Origin of the sequence: Anabaena cylindrica UHCC 0172 (assembly GCF_034931625.1) — a bacterium.
GTDB classification, from domain to species: Bacteria; Cyanobacteriota; Cyanobacteriia; order Cyanobacteriales; family Nostocaceae; genus Anabaena; species Anabaena cylindrica_A.
This window is the reverse complement of record NZ_JAYGGY010000003.1, coordinates 83,212-96,340: the sequence shown is the minus strand read 5'-3', so window position 1 is coordinate 96,340 and position 13,129 is coordinate 83,212. Positions and strand designations below refer to the sequence as shown.

The following is a 13,129-nucleotide window of genomic DNA, read 5'->3' as shown; positions in this document are numbered from 1 at the left end:
AATACTCAGCCCTCAGCACTTAAAACTCGGTACTCGGTACTGAGTACTCAGCACTCGGTACTCAGTACTCAGTACTCAGCACTCGGACTACTCCTCTACTGGTTTAGCCTTCTTGACTGGCTTAGGAGCAGGAGGTTTTGGCATAGGTTTAGATACCGCAGCAGCATCACCACTTGTTTTTTTGATCGGACGTGGAGTTTCTCCATTGCGTTTGGAGGGGAATGGTCGTCTACCAGGTCCACCACTACCACGAGGGCCACCTTTGAATGGTGGTTTGCGTTTTTTGGGTAAATCAGCGATCGCTTCCGCATTATCTATAACTAATACATCAGCTTCTCGTTTGACTTTAAAATCCCAAAACTTACCCACAGCTTTGGTAGTCAGCACACCCCGTAATTTCAACTTAAAATACTTAGCTTTATCAGTTGGTTTCCGTGGAGCCTGCTTAATCTTGACAACCAAACTTCTATCATCAAAAGATTGGAAAACTACCTCACCACGCACAGAAAACTCACCATCAGGTAGTTCTGATGAGGCTTTTGGGGTTTCGGAAATTTCTTCTTTACCAGCGGTAGCGCGGGGGGATTTTTTTCCTAAACCATTTTCTGTCCTTTCTAAGACTAGCGAACTTACATCTTGCTCATCTTCTGAGGAATCTTTGGCCAGATTTTCTGGCTCCCAAACCCCCACAATTTGGATATGTAATGAGTCGTTTTCTTGTCTAGTGCGGGGATAAACTACCCACAGATGTTCTTTTTCTAGGTCTAGGTGATTCTTGACTAAACTCATAATCCGACCTAACAGGACAGAATTGAGTTCTACATTATCAGCAGTTAGTAACGTTCCTTGGGTAAACTGTTCACTGCTGGCACAGTAACGGCCTCGAACTAAACCAATTGCTCGATACTGCATTGGTTCACTAGGAGGTGGAATTGGTTGTAGCCGATTGGCTAAATGCCCATTTCCAACAGTCTCACCAGAGTTAACGGGCGCATGATCAGATTTTGACACATCAGCTTCTGCTGTTTGAACATTAGCAGTTGCATCAATTTTAGTTGGAGCCTCTTGAGAGGCAGTAGAATTGGAAGATTCAGGAGACGGCATCAGGTCGGAATTCATAAAAACTCCTTGCGGCGGAGACACATCCCAATTATGGGATTTTACAAAAGTAGCTGGAAAGAGCGTTTGTATGACTGATAAAAGTATATTTCCTTTTAATCTAGCCATTCCAGAGCGCCCTGTGCGAACAGAAAGGCGCGAAATTTGGCATTTAGAGACTAAATGTGTAATTTAGCGCCTTTACACTAGTTTCGGAAGCATAGCATAGCTACAATTCTGAATGCTCCTCCTAAAGTCATCACTTACTTTAGCAGTGTAGATAGTTATTTGTTATAAAATTCACAGTCGGATGACCGTATTCCGCAAAGTTTTGGAAAAATTTAACTTTGCGATTTGTGTAAATGTTAATGTCGTTGAAATTCACCAGGAGAAAAATATTGTGTCTCAACCACGTAATCGGTGGATAATTCGGATCGTTTTGGGTTTAGCTGTTGTAGCTTTTATTGGGGTTTCCCTGATACCCATACTTGGAGCCTTAAATAATTCTCAACCTACAAGTCAAAATCCTAATAGTAATCCTAATAGTTCTTCTTCACCTGATCGAAAGTCACAATTGGCAGATACAGTTAGGGGTTATGAACTAGTTCTGCAAAAGGAACCAGAAAATCAAACTGCACTAAAAGGACTTGTCGAAGCACGGTTACAACTACTCAGTCAAAAAGGCAGAGGTGAAGTTAAACCAGCTGATATTCAAGCAGTAATTGACCCTTTAGAGAAGTTAGCTAAACTAAATCCACAACAGTCAGAGTATGGTGTACTGCTGGCACAAGCGAAGCAACAAATTGGCGACAAGGAAGGAGCCGCACAAAGTTACCGCTCAATCTTAGCAACAAAACCAGGGGATCTCAAAGCTTTGCAAGGAATGGTAAATTTACAAATTAGTGAAAAACGTCCTGAAGCGGCTATTGGCTTGCTACAGGAAACTTTATCTAATGCTGCTCAAGCTAATACAATTCAGCCTGAAAGCGTTGATGTGGTCGCTGTCCAGGTGCTTTTAGGTAGTGTGTATGCTTTTCAGAAAAACGAACCTCAAGCTATTTCTGTATACGATCAAGCAATCAAAAAAGATCCCAAAGATTTTCGTCCTGTGTTGGCCAAAGCTATGTTGCTAAAGGATCAGGGTAAGGTTGATGAAGCTAAACCTCTGTTTGAGAATGCCACGGATTTAGCACCTGCTCAGTATAAAGATGAAATTAATAAAGCCGCAGCTTCTAATCCTACTCCCACGTCATCACCTACAGGATCACCTACGCCCTCAGACTCACCTACGACTACTCCGTAAGGTGCAAGAGATAGAGGACGGGGAGAAAGAATTCAAAATCAATGATTTGTATCTGGGGTTTTTTAAAATCGTGTAAAAAGGCTGCCATCTGGCATAGTTGTATTGTTAAAGATTGCCTCTCCAGTCCAACAACTATGCCAATTCTTAACATCTAACAGGACAGCATTCGTTAAATTCGCACTGAATAAATTTGTTCCATGAACACGCTACATCTGATGAACCATTACACCACTTGTAAAGCTCATAAATTTCATGAAGAATTGGAAACTGTAAATCTTTGACTAAAGTATCAATATCGGCGTGAGAAAGTCCTGGTTGGAAAGGAGAATGGAACTGTGGTTGATTCTCCCAGTACCATACAGCTATTTTTTCTAGTACTGAAGTCAATTCCGACATCCAAAAATGCTACTATTTCAATGTTATGCACGATATTTTTTCCAAATTGACTTACAGACATTCCAATACTCGCGGTCATCGTTAAAGTAACCTAAATCATCCCAAAACTCACGTTCTGCTTCGATTACATCGGCGATGCCTGTCATCATACTGGTAATGTTGGGAAATACTGGCTTTCCTAATTCATCGTTTAACCAGTCAACGTCCCAAACAGGTGATGATTCCTGCTGTTGATCACTCCCAACTATGACAATAAGACCATTCTCGTGACTAAAGACCGGAAAGTGATACCAAGTTTTAGTGATCTGATCCTCATCGTTGTTCTCAAACCATAAGTCCACTGATTCCTTGAGAGGAATTACTGAGGCATTCGCCATGTAATCAATGTTGTAGAAATATACATCTGTCTGGGGCATCTGACGTGCTGCTGTGGGATTCACTCTTCCATTACACCATTGATAAATTTCATAAACTTCTTGCGGTACTTGAAATGGTAACGCCCCAAGCCAGTTTTCAACATCTTCAAATGGGAGTCCATGCGGGAAGGTTTGTATTACTTCGTAATCTGTATCTCTATACCAAGGCGTAATTCTTTGTAAGGTTTCTATCAGAGAGGACATTTTTTAACAAATCCCAATTTATTAAACAAAAAGTTTTTCAAAATTCTCGGATCAGCACTAAATAAAATGTACTAAATAGAAAGGTTTATTTAATACCAACAATCTTTTCAATTTAACCCACTATATTCACATGGTCAGAGTATAAGGGGCTTTTTGTATCTTAGGTAGGATAACTATTCATGAAACATCCATCTGCTAGAAACTTCCAACCTAGACGTTTAACTTCTTCAGAAGTCATCACATAAAGGAATATATCTGGTGACGCATTATGTTGTTTAAATTGATAGCCAGTTTTAAGAATCATAGGATTAATTTGACTGGCTAAAATTAAAGGATCATTTGGTGCTCCATCAGGGATGAGTGAATACTGATCACCATTCAAAATAAATGATATAGTTCCTGGACTTACTTCTTGGATATTTTGAGGTAGAAAAGCACCGCGAGATATTGCTGATAGCTTTTGAATTGTTTCTACAAGGGAATCAAAGTTGTATGGATTAGGATATTCGGCATAAAGAATATCGGCTGCTGCTCTCAAAACCCGTTTTTTATCCAATGGTACAAGTAGTACATCCCATCCTGGTATGAAAAGCTTGGAGATATCTGTTCGTGTTTCTGCTTGACGCAGACGGATGATCTCATCAGCTAATTCGTCATCTGATAAACCAATGTACTCTTCAAAAAAACCAAAATCTTGATAAAATCTGGTTTTTGCTATTAGCCACTCTCGCGTATACATAAGGCTGCACGTTAGGACTGTTGAGTTTATTTCCCTTCTATAGCGGCGACTATACCGAAGATTATGAATAGAAAGCCGCCTATGAAGGTGATTTGTCGTTCAGATATCTTACCTGCAATTAATTTACCACCGATAACTGCGATCGCAGCACAAATTGCGTGTCCTAATATTGCTCCCGCTGTCACACCAATGGCGTTGTTACTTGCTGCTAGGGCTATTGTGGCAAATTGTGTGCGATCATACATCCAGGATTCTCCGTAATTTAAGCCATATTTATCTTGACGAAGATTTACTACTTCTACAAGAGGCAATAAAGAGTATTGATGAAATGCGATCGCTACATCTGATGAACCATTACACCACTCGTAAAGCTCATAAATTTCATGAGCAATTGGAAACTGTAAATCTTTGACTAAAGTATCAATATCGGCGTGAGAAAGTCCTGGTTGGAAAGGAGAATGAAACTGTGGTTCATTCTCCCAGTACCATGCAGCTATTTTTTCTAGTGCTGAAGTCAATTCCGACATTAAAAATGTTCCTAACTCAATGTTAGATTTGATCAAGATAGAATAGATAGCTATTCATGAAACATCCATCTATCAGCTAGGAACTTCCAAGCTAGACGTTCAACTTCTTCAGAAGTCATCACATAAATGTATATATTTGGTGACGCATCTTGTTGTTTAAATTGATAGCCAGTTTTAAGAATCAGAGGATTTATTTGACTGGCTAAGATTAAAGGATCATCTGGTGGTCCATCAGAGATGAGTGAATACTGATCACCATTCAAAATAAATGATATAGTTCCTGGACTTACTTCTTGGATATTTTGAGGTAGAAAAGCACCGCGAGATATTGCTGATAGCTTTTGAATTGTTTCTACAAGGAAATCAAAGTTGTATGGAGGAGGATCTTCGGCATAAAGAATATCGGTTGCTGCTATCAAAACCCGTTTCTTATCCAATTGTAAAAGTAGTCCATCCCATCCTGGTATGAAAAGCTTGGAGATATCTCTTCCTGTTTCTGCTTGACACAGACGGATGATTTCATCAGCCAATTCTTCATCTGATAAACCAATGTACTCTTCAAAAAAACCAAAATCTTGATAAAATCTGGTTTTTGCTATTAGCCACTCTCGCGTATACATAAGGCTGCACGTTAGGACTGTTGAGTTTATTTCCCTTCTATAGCGGCGACTATACCGAAGATTATGAATAGAAAGCCGCCTATGAAGGTGATTTGTCGTTCAGATATCTTACCTGCAATTAATTTACCACCGATAACTGCGATCGCAGCACAAATGGCGTGTCCTAATATTGCTCCGACGGTTACACCAATGGGATTGTTATTGGCTGCTAGTCCAATTGTGGCAAATTGTGTGCGATCGCCCCACTCGGCTATAAATGTTAATGCAAAAGATTTCAGCAGCATCGACCAAATGCTTTTTTGCTGACTGTCTAAATGTGCCTTTTCTACGGCTTCTTTTGCCTCTTCTATGACTTCTTCCTCAGCGTGAACAGGCATTTTCCACGCATCGTAGAGCAGTTTTAAACCAAAGGCAATAAATAAAGCTATTTCGGCATAATAAACATAAAGTTTTGAACCTTGTGTTAAAGCAGACAATACTTGTCCAAATATCACTGATAAAACTGTCATTGCTGCTAAAGCTGCTGTCACACCAACGAATACTACTCGTCGGGGATGCTGCATTGACAAAATTACGGCGATAAAAAAGGTTTTATCACCTAATTCGGAAATGGTGATTAAAATTAAACCTGCGGTAAATGCTGTTAACAATCTCTCAAGCTCCTGTAGGATTTTTTACCTGTGTGGAGCTTCTAATGAGAGTTTAATGACCTCACTGAAGCTCACACAATCGTTTGTTGTGAACTCAGTGAAGGTCTCGCTTTCAAATATTTTATTATTCGCCATCCGAACCAGGCTCATCGCCAGTATGTTGACTCAGATGTACTAGCTTTTACGCCAGCAGCTACTCCCCTTCTATTCGTTATAAATTATACGTTTATGTTGGTTGGGTGTCAAGGGTTTGGGAATTCAAGAGAAACGTTCGCGGAGCGTGTCGAAGACATACCACAGAGGCACAGAGGACACAGAGGTAAGAGGTTTTAGAGAGATTTTGCGTAAGTTCTGAATTGACTATTGACATTTAACTCTCGTTTTGAGAGAATATATTTATTCAAATTTGTAAAAATATCATTGTCGTTCTGAAAATAACGAAGTGTAATGCAGAATTTCAATTCTACATTTATTGAATGTATTGAAATTCTTCATTCGGCTATTGTTACTTTCATAATGACAGTAATATTTTTGTAAATGTGAATATACTTTGTTTTAGTTTGTTTCGTGTAGTGGAAAGGATAAAACCCATGATTTATATCAATCAATATCGTTTCAAACCCAAAATATATGCACTTAATGTCTATACGCTCCCTCCGCGAAGATGCCGCTAAATATCCCGATATCAAAAAACAAATTGATAGTTGGTATGCAACTGTTAAAAAATTCGAATGGCAAAATTTAGAGGATGTGCGTAAAATTTACCGAAATGCTGAAGCAGTTGGTAATTTTACTGTTTTTAATATCAAAGGTAATGATTACCGTTTAATTGTAGGGATTAATTATGAAACACAGAATGTATACTACAAATACTTGCTAACTCACGCGGAATACAATAAAGATAAATGGAAAAATGACGATTACTTTTGACAATAAAACTTATAGTCAATTACTAGCAGAAATCGCTCCTCAAGTAATTGAAACAGAGGAAGAGTATGAACGCCTTTTAAAAATTGCAGAATTTCTAACTTTTAAAAAGAATCTTACTCCAGAGGAGCGAGTTTTATACAAATTGATTGTCAGACTAATTGAAGATTATGAGGAAGAAAATTATCCAATGGATAAATCTACACCTCATGAAATATTGCAACATATCATGGAATCTAGCGGAATTCGTCAATCTGACTTAGTACGTATTCTTGGTTCTAGCAGCGGTGTGGTTTCAGAAGTTGTCAACGGTAAACGTTCAATTAGTAAAGCACAAGCTAAAGCATTGGGAGAATATTTTAAAGTTTCTCCTAGTTTATTTATTTAGAGTTCGAGTTTCCCCCATTTTTATTGATGTATTTTTTGTCTGAATCAGGATATCCAGGATTTAAGGATTTTCAGGATTTTTACTGATGGATTATTCGAGAATACCAATATAGTCTTCTTGTCTGAATCAGGATATCCAGGATTTGAAGATTTTCAGGATTGCTATTGGTGGATTATTCAATAATTCCAAGATATTAAAGATTTACAATATTTTTATTGATGGATTTTTTAAGAAGACCAATAAATTAAGGAACATTTATTACTAAAAATCCTGTTCGCGTAGCGTGGCGTATGACTCCTAGGTCGTCACGCAAGCTATAGCCATATCAAACAAAAAGAACATCCTGTAAATCCTCAAATCCTGGATATCCTGATTCAGACAAAATAAATATCCTCAAAAACCCAACATAAAACAAAAAATAACATCCTGTAAATCCTGATTCAGACAAATTTATTAATCCTCTCCCAAATTTGTTCTAATAAATTAGGATTATCCATATCAACATATTCCATATTAGGCGCTTGTCTAAACCAAGTTCTTTGGCGTTTTGCAAATTGTCTTGTGTGTAAAACAATTAATTCCTTAGTTTCATCTAAAGAAATTTCACCAGCTAAATATTGCTTAATTTCTTGATATCCTAAAGTATTCAATAAAGGCAAATCAGCACCATACTTTTGAGATAAATATTCCACTTCAGCAACTAAACCATCCGCAATCATTTGTTCAGTGCGTCTACTAATTCTAATATCTAAACGTTCCGCATCACAATCTAAACAAATTTGCAAAATCGGATAATTTGGTGGGTTTTCTCCTTGTTGGTCAGAAATTGGGATTCCGGTAACATAATATACTTCTAATGCTCTTAAAGTCCGCACCAAATCGTTAGCGTGAATTTTCTTGGCTGCGATCGCATCAACTTGTTGCAATATCGGGTAAAGTTGACTTTGACCAAGAGATTCTAATTGCGATCGCAATTCTGGTTGAGGTGAAACTCTCGGAATCTTCATTCCCTGCACAATAGAACGGATATACAAACCAGTTCCACCCACCAACAAAACTGGAGAAACTTCCAAACTACTAATTAAAGCTTGTGTTTGCTCCTGATAATCTGCTAATGTCATTATCTCAGTCGGATCACAGATATCTATTAGATAATGTGGCACTAATTCCTGTTCTGCCAAAGTTGGTTTAGCCGTGCCAATATCAAAATCACGGTATACTTGACGAGAGTCAGCACTCAAAATTACAGAACCCAACCTTTTAGCTAAACTTAAAGCCAAACCCGACTTCCCCGTCGCCGTCGCTCCACAAATTACAATTAATTTAGTCATTAGTCACTGGTTATTAGTCATTTCTTATTTTCCCCCTGCTCCCTGCCCCCTTTCTTCTTCTGGGTTCCATCCCCCATATAAACTTCCCATTAAATTGCTCTACAGACGGCAGCAAGGCTTTTATGTTATAATTTTGGGGTGATTTGACTTTTTTCAGCCTTTAGGCAAGTTCAACCCCAAACATCAGGAGAATTTTCATGACGAGCAGTTACAGTGCCGATCAGATTCAAGTTCTGGAAGGTCTGGAAGCCGTCCGCAAACGTCCAGGGATGTACATCGGTACTACAGGGCCGCGAGGACTCCATCATTTAGTTTACGAGGTGGTGGACAACTCTGTTGACGAAGCTTTAGCAGGTCACTGCACCCATGTTGAGGTAGATATCAACGCTGATGGTTCCGTGACTGTAACAGATGATGGTCGGGGTATTCCCGTCGATATTCACCCAAAAACCGGAAAATCGGCTTTAGAAACAGTATTAACTGTACTCCACGCCGGCGGTAAGTTTGGCGGTGGTGGTTATAAGGTTTCTGGTGGTTTACATGGGGTGGGGATTTCTGTAGTTAACGCCCTATCTGAGTTTGTGGAAGTTACAGTTTGGCGGGATAGTAAGGTACACAACCAGCGATATGAACGGAGTTTTCCTGTTACGGAATTGGTTGCAACGCCTTATAAAGAAGCTAGAACTGGTACTTCGATTACCTTTAAGCCAGATACACAAATTTTTACCACCAGCATAGAATTTGATTACATTACTTTATCAGGTCGCTTACGTGAGTTAGCGTATTTGAATGCAGGTGTCAAAATTATCTTTAGTGACCATCGTTTAGAACTTCTCAAAAGCGATACACCCAGAATAGAAACCTATGAGTACAAGGGTGGGATTAAAGAGTATATCGCCTACATGAACCGGGAGAAGCAGCCCTTACATGAAGAAATTATTTATGTTCAGGGAGAAAGAAATAATGTTCAGGTAGAAGTTTCGTTACAGTGGTGTACTGATGCTTATACTGATAATGTCCTAGGTTTTGCTAATAATATTCGCACGATTGATGGTGGTACGCACCTAGAAGGTTTAAAAGCAGTTCTAACTCGGACTTTAAATGCGATCGCACGCAAGCGGAATAAAATTAAAGAAGGTGAATCTAATCTGAGTGGTGAACACGTCCGCGAAGGTTTAACAGCAGTCATTTCCGTTAAAGTCCCAGATCCAGAATTTGAAGGACAAACCAAAACAAAACTTGGTAATACAGAAGTTCGTGGTATTGTCGATTCTTTTGTCGGAGAAGTCCTCACAGAGTATTTAGAATTTCACCCCGGTATTGCTGATTCTATTTTAGATAAAGCTATTCAAGCCTTTAAAGCCGCAGAAGCAGCCCGTCATGCACGGGAATTGGTACGCCGCAAATCGGTGCTAGAATCTTCACCACTACCAGGTAAATTAGCAGATTGTAGTTCCCGCGACCCTTCAGAATCTGAGATATACATCGTGGAAGGCGATTCAGCGGGTGGAAGCGCCAAACAAGGACGCGATCGCCGCACCCAAGCAATTCTGCCTCTTCGTGGTAAGATTCTTAACATCGAAAAAACCGACGATGCCAAAATTTATAAAAACAACGAAATTCAATCACTGATTACAGCCTTGGGTTTAGGCGTTAAAGGTGATGAATTTGACGCATCCCAGTTGCGTTATCACCGCATTGTCATCATGAGTGTAGCTGGAGATGAACCAACCTTAGTCATGGACAATTCGGGAAAAACAGAATTTGTCCATATTGGGCGGTTCATTGATGACTGTGCAGAAGGACGACGTAACGTCAAAGAATACCAAGTTGTCTGTTTTGACCAAAAAACCCACGCCACCCGCTTCCGTCCCCTCAAAGCCGTCATTCGTCACGGACATGAGGAAGCTATGTACAAGCTAACCACCCGTTACAATCGCTCTGTCAAAGTCACATCTTCTCATAGTGTCTTTGTTTGGGAAAACGGACAGGTTATTCTCAAAAAAGGTAACGAAGTCAAACCAGGCGATACATTAGTCGCTAGTCGTCGCCTTCCTCGTCCCTCTACTAGCCCCACACGCATAGACTTACTAGAGACTTTCTACAATGCTGAGTTAACAAAGTCACTCTATCTCCAAGGTGAAGATGTGCGTCGGGTTGCTAGTCAGCGTTTGTTAGCTAAAGTAGAACGCCCAGACTTATTGAGTGAACCCCGGATTTTGCTTGACTCACAAGCATGGAAACAACTGATCAAAGCCCGACAAACAGCCGGAGTTAGTCAGAAAAAGGTAGCCAGCGTCTGCGGAGTAAAACAGCCTATTACTATCAGTCATTGGGAGAGAGGAATTAATCGCCCAATTTTGTCCCAATTCCTCAGTTACGTTGAAGCAATTGGCTGGAATGACAGTATTACCTATGAGCAGTTACCATCCAAAATAGATGAATTGCTGACTCAAGACGACAGCAGTAAAAATGCTAAATGGAGAGAGATTAGTAACTACAAGCCTTTGGATGAGTTTACATCCCTGGAAATTGCCCAATTAGGTGATGATGTACAACTTGTTCCTCAAGCGCACAGCAACAAGGCATTTGGACGTTATCTGCCTATTACTCGTGAGTTAATGTGGTTTTTGGGTTGGTACGTTGCTGAAGGTACACTTAGCCAGCACCAAGTTAGCCTCAATTTAGGCAAAAAAGATGAGCGTTTTATCCCAGAATTGACAGCAGCTATTGAGTCAGTTTTTGGCGAAACACCACGCCAATATCATGATCCTGAAAGTGATGGGATTAAACTTTACTTCCACAGTGTTGCTGCTGCTAGATTGCTGCAAGCTTATGGTTTAGCCAAACTAGCACATCAGAAACAACTACCTGATCTACTGTTCAGTCTCCCTGAACACCTGCAAATGGCTTTTGTTGAGGGTTATTTCCTCGGTGATGGAACAACAGGTGGTAGTCATTTGTCATTTACGACTAACTCACCAGAGCTAAAAGACGGGTTACTATACCTGTTAGGACAAATGGGTTTGATTGCTGCTAGTAGCCAACATCAGCCCGCAACCGCTCCTGATGCACTAATTCAAACACGCCACCCGTATTACAGCATTAGGATATGTGGTAAGGAGCAAATATCTCAATGTCGCCAAATTTGGCAGCGTCATGGTAATGCTTATAAGCTAGAAGCATTGTTAGCAAGTCCAACTCGCAAAGCCCAAGATTACGTACACATCAGTGATGATTTAATGGGTTTACGGGTGATTCGTGCTGAGGAAATAGAGTTAGTTGGCGACTATGTTTATGACTTCTCGGTTGAGGATGACGAAAACTTTGTGTGTGGTACTGGTGGTTTATGCGCTCATAATACTGATGCTGACGTAGATGGAGCGCATATCCGCACATTGTTATTGACTTTCTTCTATCGTTATCAACGGGCATTGATTGAAAATGGTTTCATTTATATTGCCTGTCCCCCACTGTATAAATTAGAACGGGGACGCAGTGAACCTAGATATTGTTATAGCGATCGCGAATTACAACAGCATATCGCTACCTTCCCAGCCAACGCCAACTATAACATCCAACGATTCAAAGGTCTGGGAGAAATGATGCCCCAACAACTCTGGGAAACCACTATGAACCCAGAAAGTCGCACTCTCAAGCAAGTTGAAATTGAAGACGCAGCAGAAGCTGATCGGATCTTCACCATTTTAATGGGCGATAGAGTCGCACCACGTCGGGAATTCATTGAAACCTATGGTTCTAAACTTAACCTCACTGATTTAGATATCTAACTTACAATCCAGATCAGCGTGAAAATTTGTCATGGGTAATAGGTTTATACCTATTACCCATTAATTTTGGCAGTTCTTATCATACAGAGGTCAATCCGAAAATTCTCTCTATAATTCCTCATTATTCTTCGCAGAAGCAGACAAATACTAACCATAAACATATTTATTTGCCAATATCGTCATATTAAGGTTATGGTAAAAAATAATGTCTGACTTGTCTTTGATGAGCTTTTTCATACATGATCGATCATCAACTGAAAAAGTGATTTATTTAAGAGTTGCCGGAAGAACAGCATAATTGCCTATTCCCCTTTCTTAATTATTAGCGGCGATTCTCCACAGAAGGAACTACTCTGAGCATAAAGCCATCACGAAGTAGTACTTCTGATAGAGCCTAGAGGCGTAAGCCATACCCCTATTTTCCAGTCAGACAAATGATCTAGTATTTTCGATGACAAATTATTTCTCGACTGATTAAAATATCTTTGTATACAATAAGAACAGTTTGTCAAGTTGCATAGGGCTGAAATCTCAGCATTGCGCTAATGTGTTAATAAGACCGAAACGAGTAAAATCTAAATTCATCTCTCAATCGGCTTATTCTGCCACAACCTTAACTCCTTAGTCCAGGTTATTGGCATAACATATACAAGGTTCAGTGTTTGGGAACAAGCACCACCACCGTTTCACGAATATCAGAACAGCCCAGCTTCGCTTTCTCAAAAAAGTAATTTATGAA

General features: G+C 39.7%; 11 protein-coding genes and 1 pseudogene. 5 read left to right on the top strand and 7 right to left on the bottom strand.

All coding sequences use genetic code 11. From position 1 onward, the window contains the following. Nucleotides 1-87: 87 nt before the first annotated feature. On the bottom strand, nucleotides 88-1,119 hold the full coding sequence (locus VB713_RS01705) for a hypothetical protein (RefSeq protein WP_323309854.1): 1,032 nt from the start codon (nucleotides 1,117-1,119) through the stop codon (nucleotides 88-90). 379 nt (nucleotides 1,120-1,498) lie between these two features. Between VB713_RS01705 and VB713_RS01700 the strand changes: the two genes are divergently transcribed. After that, nucleotides 1,499-2,401: a tetratricopeptide repeat protein gene (locus VB713_RS01700; RefSeq protein ID WP_323309853.1), complete on the top strand. Its 903-nt coding sequence runs from the start codon at nucleotides 1,499-1,501 to the stop codon at nucleotides 2,399-2,401. A gap of 419 nt (nucleotides 2,402-2,820) precedes the next feature. Here the strand turns inward: VB713_RS01700 and VB713_RS01695 are convergent, their stop codons facing one another. From VB713_RS01695 to VB713_RS01675, 5 genes are all read right to left on the bottom strand, one after another. Beyond that, nucleotides 2,821-3,417 carry a hypothetical protein gene (locus VB713_RS01695; protein ID WP_323309852.1) on the bottom strand — a complete coding sequence of 199 codons (597 nt, stop codon included), beginning with the start codon at nucleotides 3,415-3,417 and terminating at the stop codon, nucleotides 2,821-2,823. A 160-nt stretch (nucleotides 3,418-3,577) separates the two neighbouring features. Further along, the gene (locus VB713_RS01690) at nucleotides 3,578-4,156 is read right to left on the bottom strand and encodes a hypothetical protein (protein WP_323309851.1); all 579 of its coding nucleotides are present in this window, start codon (nucleotides 4,154-4,156) and stop codon (nucleotides 3,578-3,580) included. A 26-nt stretch (nucleotides 4,157-4,182) separates the two neighbouring features. Next, on the bottom strand, nucleotides 4,183-4,683 hold the full coding sequence (locus VB713_RS01685; RefSeq protein WP_323309850.1) for a TMEM165/GDT1 family protein: 501 nt from the start codon (nucleotides 4,681-4,683) through the stop codon (nucleotides 4,183-4,185). 50 nt (nucleotides 4,684-4,733) lie between these two features. After that, complete coding sequence (locus VB713_RS01680) at nucleotides 4,734-5,303, bottom strand: hypothetical protein (protein WP_323309849.1); 570 nt, start codon at nucleotides 5,301-5,303, stop codon at nucleotides 4,734-4,736. A gap of 26 nt (nucleotides 5,304-5,329) precedes the next feature. Continuing rightward, on the bottom strand, nucleotides 5,330-5,953 hold the full coding sequence (locus VB713_RS01675; RefSeq protein WP_323309848.1) for a TMEM165/GDT1 family protein: 624 nt from the start codon (nucleotides 5,951-5,953) through the stop codon (nucleotides 5,330-5,332). 630 nt (nucleotides 5,954-6,583) lie between these two features. Here VB713_RS01675 and VB713_RS01670 point away from each other — a divergent pair. After that, the gene (locus tag VB713_RS01670; RefSeq protein WP_323309847.1) at nucleotides 6,584-6,883 is read left to right on the top strand and encodes a type II toxin-antitoxin system HigB family toxin; all 300 of its coding nucleotides are present in this window, start codon (nucleotides 6,584-6,586) and stop codon (nucleotides 6,881-6,883) included. Further along, nucleotides 6,867-7,268 (top strand): transcriptional regulator, encoded by a 402-nt coding sequence (locus VB713_RS01665; RefSeq protein WP_323309846.1) that lies wholly within the window; start codon nucleotides 6,867-6,869, stop codon nucleotides 7,266-7,268. The genes VB713_RS01670 and VB713_RS01665 overlap by 17 nt, the downstream gene beginning before the upstream one ends. 440 nt (nucleotides 7,269-7,708) lie before the next feature. Here VB713_RS01665 and miaA read toward each other — a convergent pair whose 3' ends face one another. Further along, nucleotides 7,709-8,599 (bottom strand): tRNA (adenosine(37)-N6)-dimethylallyltransferase MiaA, encoded by an 891-nt coding sequence (gene miaA, locus VB713_RS01660; protein ID WP_323309845.1) that lies wholly within the window; start codon nucleotides 8,597-8,599, stop codon nucleotides 7,709-7,711. A 197-nt stretch (nucleotides 8,600-8,796) separates the two neighbouring features. On the opposite strand from miaA, the pseudogene VB713_RS01655 reads away from it, so the two are divergent. Both VB713_RS01655 and VB713_RS01650 read left to right on the top strand, forming a co-directional pair. Further along, nucleotides 8,797-10,317 (top strand): annotated as a pseudogene (locus VB713_RS01655) (DNA gyrase subunit B); the annotation flags it as partial. Further along, nucleotides 10,306-12,390, top strand: a complete 2,085-nt coding sequence (locus VB713_RS01650; protein ID WP_416242400.1) for an LAGLIDADG family homing endonuclease — start codon at nucleotides 10,306-10,308, stop codon at nucleotides 12,388-12,390. The pseudogene VB713_RS01655 and the gene VB713_RS01650, both read left to right, overlap by 12 nt. Nucleotides 12,391-13,129: the final 739 nt, after the last annotated feature.

What these genes read in the sequence shown, in the direction of transcription:
- VB713_RS01690 (WP_323309851.1), bottom strand. Translation starts at nt 4,156, where the DNA reads ATGTATACGCGAGAGTGGCTAATAGCAAAAACCAGATTTTATCAAGAT.
- VB713_RS01705 (WP_323309854.1), bottom strand. Translation starts at nt 1,119, where the DNA reads ATGAATTCCGACCTGATGCCGTCTCCTGAATCTTCCAATTCTACTGCC.
- VB713_RS01695 (WP_323309852.1), bottom strand. Translation starts at nt 3,417, where the DNA reads ATGTCCTCTCTGATAGAAACCTTACAAAGAATTACGCCTTGGTATAGA.
- VB713_RS01685 (WP_323309850.1), bottom strand. Translation starts at nt 4,683, where the DNA reads ATGTCGGAATTGACTTCAGCACTAGAAAAAATAGCTGCATGGTACTGG.
- VB713_RS01670 (WP_323309847.1), top strand. Translation starts at nt 6,584, where the DNA reads ATGCACTTAATGTCTATACGCTCCCTCCGCGAAGATGCCGCTAAATAT.
- VB713_RS01650 (WP_416242400.1), top strand. Translation starts at nt 10,306, where the DNA reads ATGAGTGTAGCTGGAGATGAACCAACCTTAGTCATGGACAATTCGGGA.
- miaA (WP_323309845.1), bottom strand. Translation starts at nt 8,599, where the DNA reads ATGACTAAATTAATTGTAATTTGTGGAGCGACGGCGACGGGGAAGTCG.
- VB713_RS01665 (WP_323309846.1), top strand. Translation starts at nt 6,867, where the DNA reads ATGACGATTACTTTTGACAATAAAACTTATAGTCAATTACTAGCAGAA.
- VB713_RS01680 (WP_323309849.1), bottom strand. Translation starts at nt 5,303, where the DNA reads ATGTATACGCGAGAGTGGCTAATAGCAAAAACCAGATTTTATCAAGAT.